At 69.7% G+C, this 19,260-nt stretch carries 13 protein-coding genes; 4 read left to right on the forward strand and 9 right to left on the reverse strand.

What is annotated here, in order from left to right; genetic code table 11:
- Positions 1 to 98: 98 nt before the first annotated feature.
- Together ACJ8AN_RS32090 and ACJ8AN_RS32095 are read right to left on the reverse strand one after the other, a co-directional pair.
- The gene (locus ACJ8AN_RS32090; RefSeq protein WP_407759346.1) at positions 99 to 3,155 is read right to left on the reverse strand and encodes a kelch repeat-containing protein; all 3,057 of its coding nucleotides are present in this window, start codon (positions 3,153 to 3,155) and stop codon (positions 99 to 101) included.
- A 525-nt stretch (positions 3,156 to 3,680) separates the two neighbouring features.
- A complete protein-coding gene (locus tag ACJ8AN_RS32095; RefSeq protein ID WP_407759347.1) occupies positions 3,681 to 4,430 on the reverse strand; it encodes a PP2C family protein-serine/threonine phosphatase in 750 nt (249 codons plus the stop codon).
- Positions 4,431 to 4,609: 179 nt separating this feature from the next.
- On the opposite strand from ACJ8AN_RS32095, the gene ACJ8AN_RS32100 reads away from it, so the two are divergent.
- A complete protein-coding gene (locus ACJ8AN_RS32100; protein WP_407759348.1) occupies positions 4,610 to 7,948 on the forward strand; it encodes a hypothetical protein in 3,339 nt (1,112 codons plus the stop codon).
- Between the two features lie 37 nt (positions 7,949 to 7,985).
- A complete protein-coding gene (locus ACJ8AN_RS32105; protein ID WP_407759349.1) occupies positions 7,986 to 8,774 on the forward strand; it encodes a DUSAM domain-containing protein in 789 nt (262 codons plus the stop codon).
- A gap of 6 nt (positions 8,775 to 8,780) precedes the next feature.
- On the opposite strand, the gene ACJ8AN_RS32110 is transcribed toward ACJ8AN_RS32105, so the two are convergent.
- The 4 genes from ACJ8AN_RS32110 to ACJ8AN_RS32125 all read right to left on the reverse strand — a co-directional run bounded on the left by ACJ8AN_RS32110 (position 8,781) and on the right by ACJ8AN_RS32125 (position 13,485).
- On the reverse strand, positions 8,781 to 9,824 hold the full coding sequence (locus ACJ8AN_RS32110) for a serine/threonine-protein kinase (protein ID WP_407759350.1): 1,044 nt from the start codon (positions 9,822 to 9,824) through the stop codon (positions 8,781 to 8,783).
- Positions 9,825 to 9,851: 27 nt separating this feature from the next.
- Positions 9,852 to 11,042, reverse strand: coding sequence for an MBL fold metallo-hydrolase (locus tag ACJ8AN_RS32115; protein ID WP_407759351.1), 1,191 nt, complete (start codon positions 11,040 to 11,042; stop codon positions 9,852 to 9,854).
- Positions 11,043 to 11,283: 241 nt separating this feature from the next.
- Positions 11,284 to 12,576 (reverse strand): hypothetical protein, encoded by a 1,293-nt coding sequence (locus tag ACJ8AN_RS32120; RefSeq protein ID WP_407759352.1) that lies wholly within the window; start codon positions 12,574 to 12,576, stop codon positions 11,284 to 11,286.
- A 30-nt stretch (positions 12,577 to 12,606) separates the two neighbouring features.
- Positions 12,607 to 13,485 (reverse strand): hypothetical protein, encoded by an 879-nt coding sequence (locus ACJ8AN_RS32125; RefSeq protein WP_407759353.1) that lies wholly within the window; start codon positions 13,483 to 13,485, stop codon positions 12,607 to 12,609.
- Between the two features lie 282 nt (positions 13,486 to 13,767).
- On the opposite strand from ACJ8AN_RS32125, the gene ACJ8AN_RS32130 reads away from it, so the two are divergent.
- Together ACJ8AN_RS32130 and ACJ8AN_RS32135 are read left to right on the forward strand one after the other, a co-directional pair.
- Entirely contained in the window at positions 13,768 to 14,250 is a 483-nt protein-coding gene (locus ACJ8AN_RS32130) for a TlpA family protein disulfide reductase (protein ID WP_407759354.1), read from the forward strand.
- Positions 14,251 to 14,272: 22 nt separating this feature from the next.
- Complete coding sequence (locus ACJ8AN_RS32135; RefSeq protein WP_407759355.1) at positions 14,273 to 15,313, forward strand: SDR family NAD(P)-dependent oxidoreductase; 1,041 nt, start codon at positions 14,273 to 14,275, stop codon at positions 15,311 to 15,313.
- A gap of 48 nt (positions 15,314 to 15,361) precedes the next feature.
- On the opposite strand, the gene ACJ8AN_RS32140 is transcribed toward ACJ8AN_RS32135, so the two are convergent.
- The 3 genes from ACJ8AN_RS32140 to ACJ8AN_RS32150 all read right to left on the reverse strand — a co-directional run bounded on the left by ACJ8AN_RS32140 (position 15,362) and on the right by ACJ8AN_RS32150 (position 19,225).
- Positions 15,362 to 16,459, reverse strand: a complete 1,098-nt coding sequence (locus ACJ8AN_RS32140; RefSeq protein WP_407759356.1) for an ATP-binding protein — start codon at positions 16,457 to 16,459, stop codon at positions 15,362 to 15,364.
- Positions 16,456 to 17,904: an RAD55 family ATPase gene (locus ACJ8AN_RS32145; protein ID WP_407759357.1), complete on the reverse strand. Its 1,449-nt coding sequence runs from the start codon at positions 17,902 to 17,904 to the stop codon at positions 16,456 to 16,458. The genes ACJ8AN_RS32140 and ACJ8AN_RS32145 overlap by 4 nt, the downstream gene beginning before the upstream one ends.
- A gap of 214 nt (positions 17,905 to 18,118) precedes the next feature.
- Positions 18,119 to 19,225 carry an MJ1255/VC2487 family glycosyltransferase gene (locus ACJ8AN_RS32150; RefSeq protein WP_407759358.1) on the reverse strand — a complete coding sequence of 369 codons (1,107 nt, stop codon included), beginning with the start codon at positions 19,223 to 19,225 and terminating at the stop codon, positions 18,119 to 18,121.
- Positions 19,226 to 19,260 lie beyond the last annotated feature (35 nt).

Raw genomic sequence — 19,260 nt, forward strand, 5'->3', positions numbered from 1 at the left:
GAATAGGTCCGCGTCTTCACCGTATTGCACTTGAGGTAGCGCTCCCGAGCCATCCCCTCATGGTTACGACGCGAGAATGAGGGGATGGCTCAGGATGTTCAGCACTTCGTCCGCACACACTGCCCGCTGCAGTTATAGGTGCAGTCGATGAGCGAATTACAGGTTACGCTCCACGAAGCATCGGGATCGTAGCACGAGCCGTTGCTTCCCACCGACGAGCAGGATTGGCTTACAACGTACTGGGAATAGTAATAGGTACCGTTCTCCCAGCACTGCGCAGGCAAGACGGTGCCGACGCTACACCACACGTTGTGGTACAAATACAGACCAAGGCTAGCGCCATCGTTCACCCACATCTGACCGTGGGATCCGTTCCTCGGATCGCAGCTGCCCGGCGGACGGAAGGTGACGTACACCGGGTTGGTCTGGCACAGGAGGGCCCCCGAGGCATCCTTGATGACGACGTAGCGCATGTAGCTGCCGTCACGGCCAGACGCGTTGGCATAGGCGATGGTCATGGTGACGCCACTCCCGCTGACGGTAGTAGTAGTAAGCAGCTGGTTCGCGACGTCCGTCACCCCGTTCCTGGTGCCATTCCAGTAGGCGCTGGAACCTCCGGGCAGGAAGCCGGAGGTATTGAGGGTGAAGGTCACCGAGTCGCCAGCGGGCACATCGGAGCTGTTCGCTGACAGAGAGCAACTGAGGCTCGTCCCTCCGGTACCACCCGTGCCTCCAGTTCCTCCGGTGCCCCCAGTCCCACCCGTGCCTCCAGTTCCTCCAGTTCCTCCACCGCCTGAACCACCCGAGCCGCCCGAACGGCAGACGCCGGAGGTGCAGGAGAGGCCGCTCTGACAATCGGACGTGCTGGTGCACGAAGTCCCCTCCGCGCCAGGGAGCCGACAGTAACCGCTGGAGCAAGCGAGGCCGCTCTTGCAATCCATTGGGACGTCGCAATAGGCCCACTCCCCTCCCTGAATCCGGCACACTCTCTTGGAGTTGCAGTAGGTGCCGCTTGGGCACTGAGCCGAGCTGGTGCACAACCCGCCCGGCGGCCCGCAGTATCCGCTGGAGTTGCAGGAGAGGCCGCTCTGGCACTGATACGTGCTATTGCAGGTCTGCCCCGGCCCTCGCGGTGCCCAGCAGACGCCAACAGAATAGGCGCTGGAGCTGGAGGAGCAGTTGAGGCCGCTCTGGCACCGAGCAATGATGGTGCAGGATTCCCCCTCCAATCGATGTCTCTGGCAGACGCCCCCCAGCGCGTAGGGAGAGGTGGCGTTGACGGTGCAGAAGTAGCCACTCTGACACTCCGAGGCGTTGGCGCAGAGCGCCCCGGCTCCTCCCGGAGGCCAGCAGACGCCTCGGGAGGTGCAGAGGAGGCCGCTCTGGCACTGAGACGCGCTGGAGCATCGAGCCCCCGCCCGCCCCGGCGGGCCAGCCATGCTCCACGCGGTGAAGTGCTGGACGTCCACCACCCAACTCAGCCGGTCGGGGCTCGCGCTCGACGGCTGGATGGTCCCCATGCCCTGCTCGTGCCAGGCGAAGTCCGACAAATCGAGCCACCACGCGGACAGCGCGTCCCCTGTCTGATAATTGCTTGCCCAGGCCTCGGGCAATTCGAGCTCCAGCTGAACGCTCTTCCCCGGAGCCACCTGAGCGGGGGCGCCACCCGCCCAGAGGCTGACCTCGGCCATGAGCTGCTCCCCGAGCTCCACCGCCTCCCCGCCCGCCGCGCGCACGCCCAGGTTCGGGCCAGGCAGCGCCGCGGGGTCCGAGGCCGAATCCACGAAGGCAAGGGTGACCTGCACCTGCCCGGTGACGGGGTTGCCGAGGGCATCCACGACGGCCTGCGGGGGAATGGAGACGCGCACCCCAGGCGCCTGGACCGAGCCCCCCTGCTCGGCGTCGAAGGAGCGAGGCGCGCCCAGGGCGAGCAGCCGGATGCCACGGTGCACGAGGCCCCCTGCCCGCAGCGGCACGACCGCGACGGCCGGGGCGTAGCCGGGCGCATCCACGCGTACCCTCAGTTGTTCACCCGTCAGTCCCTCGAAGAGCTGGCGTCCCGAGGCATCGACGGGGAAGGTCGCCTCCAGGGTCTGGAGCACCGCGGTGGGAATGGGCTGGCCGGAGGCGTCCATCACCTGCACGAGCAGGCGGGTGCTCGCGGGGGTCGGCGACGCGGCGGGTGCATAGCGTTCCGCGGAGGATTGGTCGCCGTTGCTGAAGCCGCCAACCACCAGCAGGTGGCCATTCTCCAGGAGCACCGCCGTGTGCTGGTAGCGCCCCACCGCCATGTGGCCCGCGGGCTGCCAGATTCCCAGGGCAGGGTCATAGGCCTCGGCGGAAGTCTGGATGCCGGTGTAGTCGTGGTAGCCCCCCACCACCAGCACCTGGCCGTCGGGCAGCAGGGTGGCCGAGTGGTGACGGCGTGGAGAGGCCATGCTTGCGGTGGTGCGCCAGGTGCCCTTGGCGGGCGAGAACAGCTCCGCCGAAGCGCTACTGTTCAAATCCTCCCCACCGCCCCCCGCGACCAGCACCTGCCCGTCGGGCAGCAGGGTAGCGCTGTGGTCGACACGAGCCAGCGTCATGGCTCCCACGGCCTGCCAGGTTCCGCTGGCCACGTCGAACACCTCTGCGGAACTCAGACGAGCTCCTGCCGAGTCGGTGCCGCCCGTCACCAGCACCCGGCCGTCGGGAAGCAGGGTTGCGGTGTGGTGGCGACGCGCCGTACCGAGCGCCCCGGCGGACGTCCACAGCCCGCTCTGCGGGTCGTACAGCTCGCTCGTGGCCAGGGCCTCCTCGTCATCGCTCTCGCTCGCTCCGCCGACGACGAGCACCTTGCCGCTGGGCAGAAGGGTGGCCGTGTGATTGCGGCGGGCTTGAAGCAGTGCCCCCGTCGGCTGCCAGGTTTCCGCGACCGGGTCGTAGAGCGCCGCGGAGACCGCAGGGTTCCAGTCGCCCGCTCCTGCCACCAGCACCCGACCGTCGAGCAAGCGGGTGGCGCTCGCCTCGCGATAGGCATTGGGGGCTGCGCCGACGCCGCGCCAGATACCGGTCTCGGGGTCATAGACCTCCGCGGAGGCGTTATACCCACCGACGACGAGGACATGGCCGGTTTCCAGGACCGTGGCGGTATGGAGCAGTCGTGCATTGGCCAAAAGCCCCGTCCTGCTCCACGTCCCTTCGTCGAGGGTGACCCCCTGCCGCGTAGTGGTGAGACGTGACGCCTCTGTGGACCGCTCCGTCCTGGAGCAGTTTGTCAGAATGAAACACAAGAAAATTAGCAGACCTGTTTGTCGATGCTGTCGCACAAAATCTCCATGGGGAAGTGACTCCTGAAACCGGACTGCGCACAGGAGCCTCCGAGACAGGGTGGATGCTCATTCAGGGTTGGTCGCACCGCAGCCCAATCTCCGGGCCAAGCCCCCTCCAGAAAAGAGCGACCTTCACCACCCTAAAGGCGCCTTTGTGAGGGAGGCCAAAGATAGACAGGCCCTTCGCCTTGATGCGCCCCTAGGCCGGGCCGAAGGTTCTGCGCGAGACAATCGAGCGCCTCGGCCCGGGCCCGGACTGCCGCTCGCACCTGAGCCATCCCCTCATTCAAGCGGGGGAGCAAGGGTGAGGCACACGGAGGGGAAATCAACCCCGCGCGCCTCTGTTCCGCGACGAACCGCACGTACGCCCTACTCCGCCCCCACGCTCACCACGATGCCGGTGATGTTGTCCGTGCCACCCGCCACATAGGCCTCGTGCACGAGCCCCTCGGCCACATCGAGCGCGCGCCCCGGCTGCCCCAACCGCGCGGCCAGCCGCTCCGGCCCGAGTGGCTCATACAACCCATCCGAGCACAGCAGATACACATCTCCCGCGCGCACCTCGAGCCGCCCCACGCTGGGCTCGGCGTTCTCCGTCCCCAGCGCCCGGGTAATCAGGTGCCCATAGGGACTCTCGCGGCGCGAGGGCACCTCGCCGCCGGCCGCGCGCATCTCCTCGAGCACCGAGTGGTCGCGGGTCAGCGCCTCCAACCGCCCCTCGCGCAGCCGGTAGAGCCGGCTGTCCCCCACGTGCGCCACGGCCGCGCCCCGCTCCCCGAAAGCGAGCGCCACCACCGTGGAGCCCATCTCGCGCAGGTGCCCCACGCGGCGCGCGAGCACCGCGCGCTGGGCGAGCAAGGTGCAGTTGAGCAGCAGGTCCTCCTCGCGGCTGAGCTCGGGCCGGAGATTGTGGGGCCAGGTGGCCTCGGGGTCCTCGGCGAGGCGCTCGCGGAAGCCCGAGAAGGTGTCCACCACGCAGCGGCTGGCCACCTCACCGCCCTCGTAGCCCCCGAGCCCGTCGGCCACGACGAACAGGCCCAGGTCGGCCCGAGCCATCCACGCGTCCTCGTTGTGGGAGCGGCGGCCCACGTGCGTCCAACCCGCGCTATCGATTCGCATCGGCTGTTCCTCCTGCCCCGGGCAAGAGCAAGCAGAGGGCCGCCGCCAACCCCGCGAAAGGACACGGGCGCCTGGGGTGTCCAGACTCCAGGGCCCCGGCCCGGCCGTCCACGGGCTGGGGACTCCAGACCCCATGGCGCGCTCTGGTCTAACCTCGCCGGCTCCGGGAGGGAGCACCCATGCAGGTACCGTCGCGCGAAGCGCTGCTGTCGGAGCTGGACTCACTGGGATACAGAGCCCGCATCGCTCGGGCCGCCACGCTGGGACGCGATGGCCGGGGCGACCCCGCTCTGACGCGGCTGATGAACGAACTCCTGTCCGGTGAGGCGTACGAGGCCTGCCTGGCGCTCGAAATGGCCCAGGGCGCGCGCGACGAGGCCGTCCTGCTGCGAGGCCTCACCCACCCCTCCACGCTCGTGCGGGGCCGGGCCGCCGCCTGCGCCGGGGCATTCATCCAGGACGACGCGGCCCTCGAGCGTCTCCTTCCGGAACTGGCGCCGTTCACCCGCCGCATGGTCCTCAAGGGCGTGGTGCGGGCCCGCCGGAGCGCGCTCGCGGCCCGGCTGCTGCCCGTCGTCCGCTCCCGCCACGGCGCGGCGGAAGCGGCCCTGCTCGTCCCCGCGCTCGACGCGGACACGGTGCGCCGCCTCCTCCCCGAGCTCGAGCACACGCTGCACGCCTGGGACTCGCTCGTGCACCGCTACCCGGACGCGGTGCTGGACTTCCTGCGCTCGCGCCTCGCCGAGGCACCGGAGCGCGAGCGCACCAACCTCCTCGAGCGCTACCGCTCACCGCTCTCCGTGCTGACGCTCTACCGGGGCGAGGCGGTGCTGGCGCTCGTACGCGACTTCTCGCCGCCGGACACGCTGCCGCGCTTCGTGACGGACACCTTCCCGCGCCTCACGCGACGCCACCCCGAGCAGCTCTTCGCGCTCCTCACCCGTCCCGCATACCGCGTCACCCTGCTCTCCTACGGGCTCTCCAAGGGCCTGCTGCGCCAGGCCAGGGCGTTCTCCCCGCCCCAGCGGCTCGCCCTCGCGCGAACGCTCGCGGAGGCTCCCCACCACCTCGCCGCCTTCCTGGAGGCCCTGCCCCCCTCCGAGCGCCCCGCTCTCTTCACCCATGCCTTCGAGGGCACCTCGCCGCGCGTGCTCCCCGAGGACCTCCTCTTCACGCTCCCCCACGCCACGCGTGACGCCGAGGCCGTGCGTCAGCTCGGCCTGCGCGAGGTGCAGGAGAACAAGGACCTCCAGCTATCCCTGCACGCCCTGCGCACCATCGAGAACGCGCGCGAGCCCCTCCAGAAGGCCGCCTTCGCCAGCAAGGCCGAAGACAGAGCCCGGGCGCTCGCGCTGCTCGTGTCCAGCACGGGCCTGTCCCGCCGGGGCCTCACCGAGACGCTCGCGTCCCTCTCGCGGCTGAAGAACGAGCAGGATCCGGTGCGCCTCGCGGCCCTGTCCGCGCTCGCGCGGGTGCCCACGTCCGTCTTCGAGCCCGGGCACATTCCCGCCCTCGAGACGCTGGTGACGTACGTCGTCGAGGCGCGGGACACCTCGCGCGGCACACAGGGCACGCTTCAGGACCTGGCCTTCCGGCTCATCCGCGCCCACGCCACCGCCCCCGAGAGCCCGCTGTTCCGCTTCGCGCTCGACACGCTGAAGCGGCTGGCCGGCCAGTCCGGCACGCTCGTCCTGCCTCCACTGGAGCGCGACCTGCCGCGCGGCACCGAGCACCACCTCTTCGCGGCCCTGCTGCCGATGATCCGCTCGGCGGGCCAGCGCGAGAGCTACGGGCTCATCCTCACGCTGACGCAGGCGCTCGGCCGGCGCGCGTGGAACGTGGACATGCTCCAGGCCCTGCTCGAGCCCATCACCGAGGCCACGCCCGAGTGGCTCGCGCAGTCGGCCATCCAGCTGTGGCTCGCCCCGCCGCGCACGCGGGACGTGCGGGTGCGCAAGCTGCTCGACCGGGACGAGAGCATCGTCACCTTCCCGCACGTCTTCGAGCACCTGCACCGGCGCCGGCAGGAGTGGTTGGACCCATACCTCCAGGGGCGGCGCCTCAAGGGGCGCTTCAGCACGGGGAAGACGGGCTGGGTGCCTCCGGTGCGGGACGGCCTCCACCGATGGCTGCCGCGCCAGCAGCGGCGCTTCCTCGAGCTGCTGCAGCACATCGGCCGGGACACCGAGCGCAGCGCCTGGGAGCGGATGAGCGTGCTGCACGTGCTCCCGCGCCTGCAGGTGGTGACGGTGGACATGCTCACGCCCTTCCTCGGCGTGAAGGACGTGCCCACGGTGGAGGCGGCGCTGGGGGCGCTCGCGTGGCTGGACCGGCCGGAGGCGGGGCTGCCCCTGCTGCTGGAGAACCTCGATGGAGATCGCGCGCGGGTGGCCATGTACGCGGTGCCGCGCGTGGCGAAGCTCGTCTCCCCCGAGACGTTCTCCTCGGCGCTCGGCGCGCTGCTCTCCCGCGAGAAGCTCAAGGTGACGGTGCACAAGGAGGCGATGCGGCTGCTCGGCGCCTTCCGCACTCCGCGCAGCGTGGCCCTGCTCCGCCAGCAGTGGGACAAACCCCAGTTGCACCGGGACGTGCGCATCGCCGTGGGCCATGCCGCGCGCCAGTTGCTCGATGACGCGGCCACGTGGGAGTTGCTGGAGGCCATGGCCCAAAGCCCGGACGAGTACGTGGCCGCGAGCCTCCTCGACCAGCGCCCGGCCCTGCTGGCGCCGGAGGCCCGGCCGCGCTACGCGGCGCTCGTGCTCCAGGTGTCACGCCATCCGGAGCTCACCGTGCGCCGCCAGGCTTTCGAGGCGCTCCCGAGCTGGTCCGCCGGTATGGAGGAGCCGGTGGCGCGCGAGGCAGCCGGGCGGGTGTTGGACCTCGCTGGCGGAGCCGAGTGGCGCGAGGCCGGACGGGCGCTGGTGGAGGCCACGCGGGAGGGCAAGGCCTTCGAGCAGGTGGTGGCCTGCCTGACGTCGCTCCTCGCCACGCCCGTGCCCGGGAACCAGGACGCGACGCCCGAGCGGGACGTGCCCGCGCGACAGCGATTGAAGACGCTCTGCCAGGAATTGCTGTCCTTGCCGAGGCCCGTGCGTGTGCGATTGCGGACGCACCTGGGCGAGGTGGCGCGGGTGCTCGCGCGGGACGCCTCGCTGTGGCCCGAGATCGCCCAGCTCCGGCTCAGTGGGCTCGACTGGCGCGACGCGGGGAGCGCGGCGAAGGGGGTGCTGGAGCTGGCGGCGGAGGTGCGCGAGGAGCCGCTGTTCGCCCGGACGCTGGCCACGATCGTGGCGGCCTCGGTGGGAAACCCCCAGGCCGAGTGGACGCCCGAGTCGCTGTTGGAGCTCGCGGACCAACTGACCACGGAGGCCCCGCTCGCGGCGGTGGAGCTCGTCGCGGTGGCGGGACAGCGGCTGCACTGGCGCGAGGACGCGGCCCGGAGGCTGCGAGCCCTGCGCCAGCACCCGAGCGCCGCCATCCGCGCGGAGGCCTACGCCTTCGTCACCGCGAACGAGTAGCCCCCGTGGACGCAATTCCAGGCAAAGGCGATTGACCATGTCGGCCGAGATTGATTGGAAGCCAGTCCGTGACCTGGCCCAGCGAGTGCTCGAGGATGGCGAGCCGCTGGAGCTGACGGAAGGCACGCGCGCACTGCTACTCAGGACCGCTCAAGAGGTGGGCATCAGCCAGCCGGACGCCGAGGACGCCTTGCGTAGCGTGACCACGGCCAGCACGTTGCTGGAAGAGGCCGTGCGACGGATAGACGATGGTGCAGACCGGCTCGATGATGCACGGCTGACGATGTATGACCTTCGGGGCGAGGGGGACGTGGAGGGCGCCTGTCAGCAAATGCGCGACGTGCTCGCCGTGGAGGTGGTTCCCCTCTACCGGGAGCAAGCCGAGAAAACCCTCCGGAAGCTGTCCGAGCTCGCGGAGGTCGCTGCCACCGGGCGCGTGAGTGCGAACCTCCCCGACCGGGACCAGCTCGCGGTTCTCGAGCGCCGCATTCAGCAGGGACACGCCCTGGAGCTCTCCGACGACTTGCGCGCCATCCTCCGCCGGACCGCCCCCACGGCGGGCATCGACAATGCCGAGACGGAAGAGGCCCTCGCGAGCCCGGAAGGCGCCGAGGCCCTCATGCGAATGATTCTCTCCCGCTTCCGGGAGGCCAAGAAACGGCTCACTCGCGCGATGTTCCGGATGACGAGCCTCCGGGACGCGGGCGATCTCGAAGGTGCGCGCCAGCAGATGCGCGACGTGCTCGCCGTGGAGGTCGTGCCGCGATTCCGGCAGGCCGCCGAGGAGCAGCTCAGGGGCCTCGACAGTCCGCCCCCGGAGCCGTGACACCGGCTACCGGCTCGTCGCCTTCGGGGGCAGCGCGAGCGGCCACAACCGGGCGAGGTCGGCCCGGAGCGCGGCGGCGCTCGGGTAGCGCTGCTCGGGGTGCTTCTGCATCAACTTGAGCACCATGCGCTCGAAGGGCTCGGGCAGGTTCGGATTGAGCGTGCGCGGCGGCGTGGGCGGCTGCTGCACGTGCAGGAACATGAGCGGCACCGGCTGTGGGTGGCGGAAGGGCAACTGCCCCGTGAAGAGCTCATACGCCACCACGCCCAGCGAATAGAGATCGCTCGCGGGCGACATCGGGTGCGCTCCCGAAATCTGCTCGGGAGCCATGTACTCGGGGGTGCCGAGCACCGCGCCCTGCGTCGTCACACCGGCCACGTGCGCGCTCTTGGCGAGCCCGAAGTCCATCAGCTTGAGGATGCCCGGCTTCGTGAGGAAGAGATTGCCTGGCTTCACATCGCGGTGCAGCACGCCGCGCCCGTGCGCGTGCTCCAGCGCGGCGGCCGCGTGCGTGAGCCACCGCAGGGACTCGGCGAGCGTCGGACGGGGGCCCATCAGGCGGTGCTTGAGGTCCATCCCCACCAGCAGCTCGGTGGTGAGGAAGTGCCGTTCCCCATCCACCCCCACGTCGTACACGCGCACGATGTTGGGATGATCCAACAGCCGCGCGTGCTCCACCTCCTGGCGGAAGCGGGCGATCTGCGAGGCATCCGCGCTCGGCACGGCGAGCACCTTGAGCGCCAGGTGCGTGCCCGTGGTCAGGTCCGTCACCTCGTGCACCATGGCGCTGCCGCCGGAGCCCAGCCAGCGCTCCACCCGGTAGCGCTCGGCCATCACCTGCCCCGGGATGAGCCCGCGCACCACCGGTTGGCCGGGCACGGCGGGCACTCGGTCCACCGGGTGCTCGCTGCTCCCCAGCAACAGTGTGCGCGCCGGCCCGCTCCCCCGCGAATCGCGCGAGGGTGCTGGCGCGGCGGCCGGAGCAGGCACCACCGCCCCCTCCTCGAGGTTCAGGTACGCCACAACGCTGTCGTGCTCTCCGTTCCTCACGGCAGCCTCCCCTCGGTGCCGGCGCCGTCAGCCGTTGAGCAGCGACACGTTCGAGGCCATGCCATTGCCCTCGATGTCCAAGTGGGGCGTGGGCAGGTTGTACTCGGCGGCGGCCGTGGTGGCCTCCATCATGATGGGGCCGGAGATTTCCGGCGGCTCGCCGTGGCACAGCAGCTCCACCACGTGCTCCACCGTCCAGCGCCCCAGCCGCTGGATGGACACATGGCCCGGCTCCACGCGGGCCGTCTCGGCCAGCTCCGTGCTGCCCAGGAGCTTCTCGTCCACCGAGCCGCCCAGGTAGCCGCGCGCCAGCGTCAGCACCCGCTCCAGCACCGCGCTCCACGCCTGCAGGTGCGAGCGATCCTGCGCCTCGTCCATGATGTCCAGGCCCACCGGCAGCTTCTCCATCCGCTCCAGGAACGTCTGGATGAGCGGCCCGCGGATGAGCCGGCCGTGCTGCGGCGCGATGATCTCCACCCCCGGCTCCAGCTTGCGGATGGTGGCCACCACGCGCTGAAGGGCCAGGTTCACCGGCATGTAGATTTGATGGAAGGCGCGGATGCCAGTCCAGTCGGACTCATCGGCCCACAGGCCCTGGGCGTTGACGTCGGTGACGCCGCCGAACAGGTCTCCCGTGAAGAGCACCCGCGTCTCGGGGTCATAGAGCATCACCGCGCCGCGGAAGTGGCAGAAGGGCGAGGGCACCGGCAGCAGCCGGTGGCCGGTGGGCACGTTGAGCCCGTGCGAGAACTTCTCCGTGGCGATGAAGCGGCCGCGCGGCAGGTTCTGGTGGACGATGAGCCGCCAGGTGTCCTCGGAGCAGAGGATGCCGGCCTTGGGCGCGTAGCGCGCGGAGATGATGCTCGCCGACGAGCCCACGTCCGGGTCCTGGTGGTTGATGAAGACGGCGCTCAGCCGATCCAACCCGCCAATGAGCGACGTCACCTTCGTGGACACCTGGGCGAAGTCACTGCTCGAGCCCGGGTCGATGAGCAGGTTGAACTCGTTGGGGCGGCCCGTCTTGGGATCCGTCCCGCGGAAGCGGCGCAGGTAGGGATTGGCGTAGAAGATGTTGCCCGGGTCGCGCTTGCCTACCCAATAGGTGTCCGGAGCGATCTCCACCGGGACCAACCTCAAGTCGGTCACCTGGCTGTTGGACGGGCTGACGTTGCTCGGAGGGGGGGTGTTGCGGTTCGGAAACGCCTGGACGCTGCTCATTCGGGCACTCGCGCTTGCTGCTGGGATGAGAGGGGCCCCTGGGGGAGGGGTTGGGAACACCCCCTCACCTAGCAAGGCCCGGGCCGATCACCCGGGGCCCCTCGGCCCCTCGCAATCACCCGCGGGTCCGAACGCCTGGCTCAATACCGGACGCAACCACTGCGCGGGCTCGCGTCACGAGACCGCAAATCGTGCGTCGGAGCCCCATGAGCCGCGAGCACCCGGCCCATGAGGCGCGCTCTCAGGGCGCCGGGGGGCTCTTCGGCCCGCCGAGCCCGCCCAGCGTCCCCTCGGCCTCGTTCACGTCCTTGGTGAACTCGTCGAGGTAGCGCTGGCGCTCCTCGCTCGTCCACTCGTCGGGCGAGAAGCGGTCCGGCGTGTACTCCTGGGTGACGTGCACGTAACCGGAGAGGGACTTCATCAGCTCGCGGTCCGGGTCCGCGTTCTCCCGGAGGAGGAAGCCCTCCACGTCCCGCAGCTTGAGGGGGAACTCGGGCGTCTTCTCGCGGATGAGCAACCCGAAGACGGTGAGCCGCACCTCGCGGGCCCCGGCCTCCAACTCGTTGTTGAACATCACATAAGCGAAGGGAATCCCCCCCGCGTCGTCCACGCGCCCCGCCATCACGTAGCGGCCGGCCTTGCGCACCTGGAGGCCCACGTACAGTTGCAGCGAGCCCTGCTCCACCACCTCGCGCACCTTGCCGGTGAAGGTGGCGGGAGGGGCCGAGGTGAAGGTGATGTCGAAGAAGGCGCCGCCCTCGATGCTGCCGTTGGCGCGCACGCGGAACTCGATGTGCAGCGTGCCCTCGAACATGGCGAAGCCCTGTTTGGCGGGCTGGAAGCTGCCGGTCCACGTGCCGTCGCCGGCCACGTCGTCGCCGTTGCGGCCCGAGTCGTTGAAGTCCAGCGGCACCGAGCTGGCCTGCCCCGCCTGCGCCAGGTACGCGGCCTCGTGGGCCACGGCGGAGTGCACCTCGCACGGCAGCGGCTGGTGGCTGGCCGCGTTCTCGCAGCCCACGAAGAAGCGCACCACCTCGTCGCCCGCGACGAAGACCTTGTCCTGCTTGAGCACCAGCGAGACGTCGCGCGACTCCTTGTTGATCGGCTGCTTGCTCTCGGGCGCGAAGGGGTACACCAGGTCCGGGTGCTCCTCGATGGGACGCGACTCGGGCGGGAAGCGCGTGGACTGCCGGTAGGAGTCGAGGGTGAAGCGCGCCCGCTCCAGCCGCTTCTGCCAGAGCTCGCGCTGGGCCTCACGCTCGGCCTCCTCGGGCGACAGCGGGGCCGCGGTGGGCGTGGGCGCCGAGGGCCGTGCCGGCACGCGCGTCGGGGGCCCGGCCTGGGCCTGGGGGGAAGACTCCGGAGCGGGCGCGGACGAATCCACCGCACCCGCCCCGGGACGGATGAGCCCCACGGACAGCAGCACACCTCCGACTCCGAGCACGAGGGGAACGAGCAAGAGGAGCCACCGGCCACGACGCGCGGGACGCTCGGGCCGGGGGGGAGTGGCGGAGGGGCTGCTATTCGGATTCATGGGGCTACATCCAATGATGCCAGAGAAGGCCTACTGGGCGTAGGTGACCATGTCGCTGCGCACGGGCCCGACGATGCCGGCCCAGGCGCCGTTGGCGTAGTGGTTGTACGCCTCGCCGTCATCGCGCAGCGACACCGTGTGGAAGGACCACTTGGCCTTGCCGTTGCTGGTGGCCGTGGTGCCCGTGTTCAGGGTGCCGTCGCAGAACAGGTCGCCCGGGTTGCAGAAGCCGCCGGTGACGGAGACACCGCCGGTGGAGTGGTACGCCACGGCCTCGTCATCCTGGCCCGGCAGCGCGCCCGCGTAGACGGTGCCCTTGGCGCCGGCGAACATGTAGAACCACTTCGAGGTGGTCACGTTGTGGTTGTACATGCCGCGCGCAGTGGAGGTGACCAGGTCGCTGGTGAGCGGCTCGCTCGTGGCCCAGTCGCCCAGGTTGGCCAGCTCGCTGCCACCGCCGGCGCCCGAGGCCACGTCCACCCACTTGATGTTCCAGCCCGTCTGCGTGGTGCCATCCAGGTTGCCGCACACGCCGCTGGCGTTGGGGACGGCGTTCTTCTTGGTGCGCGCCGAGCTGCCGTACAGGGACAGCGCGTAGCCGATCTGCAGGTTGCCCGCGCTGTGCACCGCGACGTAGCACCAGTTGGCGCCGGTGCAGTAGCAGTCGAGCGCGTCGCGGACGCGGTAGTTCTCGACGGAGATGCGCTGCGTGCCGTTCCAGTTGACGGCCTTCTTGTTCACGCCGGCCGCGGTGCTGCTCGAGCCCCAGTAGCTGAAGTCATTGTAGTTGCCGGCCTGGGTGCTGTTGCCGTTACGGCCGTGGATCCACAGCGAGTAGTTGGTGGCCGAGGCCTCCGCGCCCACCAGGGCGGTGGCGGCGACAAGGGCCGTGCAGACGAGATTCTTCATGGGAACGCCTCCTGGGCGAACGTCCTTGGGGGAACCCGCCCGGCTGTCCGCCTGGCAGGTCACGCCACTGTAACGCCAAGCCCTTGAGAACCGTAAACCTTTCATTCCCATTAAACAGGGTTTTCCCGACCCATTGCGTCAAACCTGGAGCTCCAAGCAGGGCCCGGAGGGGGTTGCACGGGTGGGGAGGGGCCGGGCGCAGGGGCGTCTGGCTCCGGGATGCGGGGTGCGGATGCATAGCTTGAATCGCGTCCTCACCCACCTCTTGCGGAGGCGCTACCGATGTCCTCGCTCGACGTTCCCTTGACGCTGTTGGATCCCGAGGGGGGTTGGATCAACGCCCCCGTGCACGTGCACGACCTGCGTGGCCGGCCCACCCTGCTCTACTTCTGGTCCGAGTTGAGCCCGGCCAATGAGCAGCAATTGCCGAAGATCAAGACGCTGTTGGACGAGTACCTTCCCAAGGGCTTGCAGGTGATTGGAGTCCACGTGCCCATGGCGGGGGAAGACCTGGGCCACGCGCTGGACACCAACGACATCGAGGCCATCGTGAAGCGGATGGGCTTCCGGCATCCGGTGGCGGTGGATGACGGCTCGATGGAGCAGGCGTACGGCGTGGAGGACGTGCCGACGTTCCTCGTCTACGACTCGTTCGGCATCCTGCGCTTCCGCGTGTCGAGCGAGGACGCGACGAACCCCGAGCTGCTGCGGATATTGGACAGGCTCACCGGGCCCGAGGCCACCACTGGCGCGTTCGCGCCCTGAACCCCGCACAGCGAGGAGCGACATGGCAGGCCGGAACAAGAAGGAGGCCTCCCGTCTGTCGCTGGGAGCCCTGACCGCCGCCGGAATGGGGGCAGTGATGGGGCTCCGGGCGCTGCTGCGGGAGAAGGTGAGCTTCGAGGGCCGCACGGTGTTGCTGACAGGCGGCTCGCGAGGGCTGGGACTGGTGATGGCGCGCCAGTTCCTCCAGGAGGGAGCACGCGTCATCCTCACGGCCCGGGAGGAGGTGGAGCTGGCGCGGGCGCGCGACGAGCTGGAGCGCGACGGGGGCGAGGTGCTGGCCCTCGCCTGCGACGTGAGCGACCGGGTGCAGGTGGAGGCCCTGGTGGCGCAGGTGCACGAGCGCTTTGGCGCGGTGGACGTGCTGGTGAACAACGCCGGCACCATCCAGGTGGGCCCGCTCGAGTCGATGACCGAGGAGGACTTCGAGGAAGCGATGGCCGTGCACTTCTGGGGGCCGCTCTACATGACGCTGGCGGTGCTCCCGGAGATGAAGCGGCGGGGCTGGGGCCGCATCGTGAACGTGTCGTCCATTGGCGGGAAGGTGAGCATCCCGCACCTGCTGCCGTACAGCGCGAGCAAGTTCGCGCTGGTGGGCCTGTCGGACGGGCTGCGCACGGAGCTGGCGCAGGACGGCATCCTGGTGACGACGGTGTGCCCGGGCCTGATGAGGACGGGCAGCCCGACCAACGCCTTCTTCAAGGGCAACCACGAGGCGGAGTACGCGTGGTTCGTGCTGGGCGACTCGCTGCCGGGCATGTCGATGAACGCGGAGCGGGCGGCGCGGAAGATTCTCGAGGCGTGCCGCCGGGGCGACGCGGAGGTGCTGGTGGGCCTGCCGGCGAAGCTGGCGGCGTGGGGCCGGGCGCTGGCGCCGAACCTGACGGCGGCGATGCTGGCGCACATGAACCGGCTGTTGCCGCAGGACAGCAGCACGGACCGGCACCGGGGACGCGAGAGCGAGACGCCCCTCACCCGCTCGTGGGTGACGCGGCTGACGCGGCAGGCGGCCCAGAAGAACAACGAGGAAGACTTGCTGCACTGACCTCCCAGGTTCCCCCCGGTGCCAACCGCGCGCACCGGGGGACCCGGTTCACACACGAAAACCGGAACCCGAGAGGGGAAGCCGGAGGCTGAAGGTAGAGCCCTCGCCCAACGTCGAGCGCGCGGAGAGCGAGCCGCCGTGGAGCCGGGCGATCGCCGCGGCGATGTACAGACCCAGGCCATGCCCGAGCCCACTGGCGGCCTCGGCGCGGTGGAAGCGGTCGAAGATGTTGGGCAGCTCCGAGGCGGGGATGCCCACGCCCCAATCCCGCACCTGGATGACGGCCAGCCCGGGCGACAGCGAGAGGGCCACCTCGACGCGCCGCGACTCTCCGCCGTACTTCACCGCATTGGAGATGAGGTTGTTGAGGATGTGCCGCACGCGCTCGGCGTCGAAGGACAGCCCCACGCGCTGCTCCACCCCCGTCAGGTGGAAGTCCACCTGCGGCTGCAGCTCGCGCCAGTCCCGCACCACCTCCTGGAGGAAAGCCGTCAGGTCCCCGCGCTCCAGCCGCAGCGCCACCTTGCCTTCGGACAGGCGCGCCGCATCGAGGATGGAGGTGACGAGCGCGTTCATCCGATCCAACTGACGCAGGATGGTCTCGGTGCACTTCTTCTCGTCGGGGAAGTCCCGCTCGGCCTGCTTGCGCAGCAGCAGCTGGGCATTGAGCCGCGCCGAGCTCAAGGGCGTCTTGATCTCATGGGCCACCCAGTTGAGCATCTCCTCGCGCACGGCCCCGCTGGAGCGCTCCGCCCGGGCTCCCGTGGGCATGGCCTCCTCGCGGGGCTCCGGAGCGGGGCGCGAGCGCAGCACCCGCTCCACCGCGTGCTCGAAGGTGTCGAGATCCACCGGTTTGGCGAGGAAGGCATCGGCCTCTTCCAGGCCCGCGGGGCGCGCGGCGCTCAGCAACAGGAACGGCACGGTCCGCAGCCGAGGATCGGTCCGCAGTGTCCGCAGCAGCTCCACCCCCGTGCGCCGGGGCATCATGTGGTCGCTCACCACCAGGTCCGGCGGCTCCGTACGCGCCAGCAGCAGGGCCTCCTCGCCATTGTGGGCCCGCAGCGCCCGGTGTCCCAAGTCCTCCACTACCTGAGCGAAGATCTCCAGCATGGCCTCCTCGTCCTCCGCGATGAGGACGACGCTCATCTGTCTTCACCTCCGAGGCTCGTGCCCAGGGGCCGTGCCAGGCCCGTCAGCAGCCCCGTGGCCGAGCGCATCGGAGCCAGCACGCGGATGCCCGTGTCGTTGATCTCGAACTCGCGCAGGTCCCCATCGGACTGGCTGTCGCGCATCTTGAGGATGGACATGACGCGGTGGATGCGGCCGCGCAGCTCCACGTAGCGCAACAGCAGCAGGTTCTCGCCGAGAATGGCGATGGGCGTGTCGCTGAAGTCCAGCTCGGTACCGGCGATCTTCGGCACCTCCTTGGTGAACAGGGAGGTCACCCCCGCCATGCGCAGGTGCATGCTGAAGGCGGCCAGGAAGCTACGCCGCCGCGTGGGGTCCGCGATGGACAGCTCCAGGTCCGTCAGCCCATCGATGATGAGCCGCTGGATGCCCAGCCGGGCCACCTCCCGCAGAATGCGGTCGACGAGGGCGTCCGCCTCCTGCTCGGACGGTGGCTGGTGCAGCAGCGTCAGGACCCCGCTGGCCAACGCCTCGCGCACGTCCAGGCCGATCCGCTGCGCCCGGGCCAACAGCTGGGCGGGAGGCTCGAAGAAGGAGACGAAGAGCGTCCGCTCTCCCCGGCGGGCCCCCTCCGCCGCGAAGTGCGCGGCGAGCAGCGTCTTGCCAATGCCCATGCTGCCCGCGAGCAGGGTGGTGCTCAGGGTGGGCAGCCCGCCCCCCATCAGATGATCGAACTCGGGCAGGCCGAAGCCGGCCCGGGTGCGCGGCGGGGCGGGGCCGTCGTCCACGGGGACGCGCACCTCGAGCCGCGGGATGATCTCCATGCCCCCAGCCGCGATGCGCATCAGGTGATCTCCGGGCAGGTGGGGCCGGCCGCGCAGCTTCACCACCTCCATCCGGCGCAGGCGGCGTCCGCCCTGGGCGTTCACCCACAGCGAGACAATGCCATCCACCGTCGTCGCTTCCGGCAGCGACATCAGCTTCTCGAGGGAGTACTCGGTGGTGAACAGCCCGATGCAGTCCATCGCGGCCAGGCCGATCCCCAGCTCGTAGAGGAACTCGCGCAGCATCGCCTCGTCCTGCCAGAGGTCGCGGATGGAGCGCAGCCCGTCGATGAAGAGCATCTTCGCGCCGCGCTCGCGCACGGTGCGCAGGAGCGTTTCGCGCGCCTCCTTGGCGCCCTTCTTCAGCGAGGCGTAGGCGCTCACGAGGAAGAGCTTCTCGCCCAGCAGCTCGCGCTGGAAGAAGGCGAAGCCGGAGAGCGCCTCCATCAGCTTGTCATGGGGCTCGGAGGTGACGGTGGCGAGCACCACCGGCACCCCGCGCGCGGCGGCGAGGAAGGCGATCTGGCTGCAGAGAATCGTTTTTCCGCAACCGGGGTTTCCCGCGACGATGAGGCTCTGGCGCCGGGGGATGCCACCGCCCAACAACTGGTCGAAGCTCGGGATGCCGGTCTGGAACAAAAGGGGAGAACTGCCGCTGTCCATCGTGAGAGCCCGCTGCGAGGAGGAGGAGGACACGCGCGAGCCCTGGCGCCGGTCGGCCTTCGGCTGGACGGGCAATGCTCACGGCGTGGGACATCGCGCCCCTCCTAACATGGAATTCGGAGGGCCAATCGCCGACCGGCAGCTTCGATGACCAGCCGACGATTCGCCTCCCGCGGGCCTCCGGGACGTGTCACCCCTGGGTGGGCTCGTCCTGCTCCTCCCACCAGCGGCCCTTGTACTCAGCGGCGCGGGCGAGCTGCTCGCGAAGCGCCTCGATCATCTTCACATTGCCGTCCTGCTGGTAACCCTTCAGCGCTTCCTGGCATTTCGGGACGCGCTGGAGGAAGTCGCGCAGGCGCTCGATCGTCAGCTCGGGTGCGTACATGCCGTACCCCAGCTTCTCCAGGTAGAGCGCGTTGAGCACCTGCTCGAACTGGCCCTGCACCGGCAGCGACAGCACGGGCTTGTGCAGGTACACGGCCTCGCTCATGAGCGTGTAGCCCCCGCCGGCCACCACGGCCCGGGCGGTGCGCAGGTCGTCGATGAAACCCTTCTCACTGAAGGGCCGGTAGACGAGGTTGCCATCGCGCACGTCCTCGGTGAGGTCGCGGCGCATGCCGTAGATGTGGCAGGGCAGACCGCTCTGCTTGAGGATCTCGGGCAGCGCCTTGTTCGTCGTCGACGTCTGATAGACGAGCAGGTGCTCACCGGGCTCGGACTTCGCGGAGAGGATTTCCGGCCGCAGGATGGAGGGCAGCAGCGTGGTGCGCTCCTTGCGCAGCGGCGGATAGAAGAACGTGGTGACCAGGTAGTGGAAGGCCCCGGGCAGCTTGGCCTTCACCAGGGCGCGCGTGGCCTCGAAGTCATCCTCGAAACCGGCGAGCAGCCCGGGGTCGTGCTTGCACCGGTTGATGACCTGCATGTTGTCCACGCTGATGACGGGCAGGCGGTGGTTGCGCGCGAAGAGGTAGCTGAAGCTCTCGAAGTCGCTCACCACCACGTCCGGCTTGAACTCCTCCACGAGCTCGAAGTACTGGCGCACGTTCTGCGGCCAGCCCTTCACGGCCCCGGAGAGGTTCTGCAGCACCGTCTGCCACTTCTTCACCGAGTTGCCCTCGTAGGCGATGGTGAAGCCCCAGATGCCGTGCACGTTCTCGAAGCGTTTGGCCAGGTAGTCCTTGGCGCGCCCCGAGACGACGATGTGGACCTCGTGCTCCTTGGAGAGCTCCTCGAGCAGCACGCGAGAGCGGGTGGCGTGCCCCATGCCTTCGCCAACGACACCGTAGAGGATTCGCATGGGGGCGCAGCATACGCGGGATATGGCGCGCGAGC

The organism is Archangium sp. (assembly GCF_045802675.1).
GTDB lineage: Bacteria > Myxococcota > Myxococcia > Myxococcales > Myxococcaceae > Archangium.

What these genes read in the sequence shown, in the direction of transcription:
- ACJ8AN_RS32095 (WP_407759347.1), bottom strand. Translation starts at nt 4,430, where the DNA reads ATGCGAATCGATAGCGCGGGTTGGACGCACGTGGGCCGCCGCTCCCAC.
- ACJ8AN_RS32100 (WP_407759348.1), top strand. Translation starts at nt 4,610, where the DNA reads ATGCAGGTACCGTCGCGCGAAGCGCTGCTGTCGGAGCTGGACTCACTG.
- ACJ8AN_RS32105 (WP_407759349.1), top strand. Translation starts at nt 7,986, where the DNA reads ATGTCGGCCGAGATTGATTGGAAGCCAGTCCGTGACCTGGCCCAGCGA.
- ACJ8AN_RS32115 (WP_407759351.1), bottom strand. Translation starts at nt 11,042, where the DNA reads ATGAGCAGCGTCCAGGCGTTTCCGAACCGCAACACCCCCCCTCCGAGC.
- ACJ8AN_RS32120 (WP_407759352.1), bottom strand. Translation starts at nt 12,576, where the DNA reads ATGAATCCGAATAGCAGCCCCTCCGCCACTCCCCCCCGGCCCGAGCGT.
- ACJ8AN_RS32125 (WP_407759353.1), bottom strand. Translation starts at nt 13,485, where the DNA reads ATGAAGAATCTCGTCTGCACGGCCCTTGTCGCCGCCACCGCCCTGGTG.
- ACJ8AN_RS32130 (WP_407759354.1), top strand. Translation starts at nt 13,768, where the DNA reads ATGTCCTCGCTCGACGTTCCCTTGACGCTGTTGGATCCCGAGGGGGGT.
- ACJ8AN_RS32135 (WP_407759355.1), top strand. Translation starts at nt 14,273, where the DNA reads ATGGCAGGCCGGAACAAGAAGGAGGCCTCCCGTCTGTCGCTGGGAGCC.
- ACJ8AN_RS32140 (WP_407759356.1), bottom strand. Translation starts at nt 16,459, where the DNA reads ATGAGCGTCGTCCTCATCGCGGAGGACGAGGAGGCCATGCTGGAGATC.
- ACJ8AN_RS32150 (WP_407759358.1), bottom strand. Translation starts at nt 19,225, where the DNA reads ATGCGAATCCTCTACGGTGTCGTTGGCGAAGGCATGGGGCACGCCACC.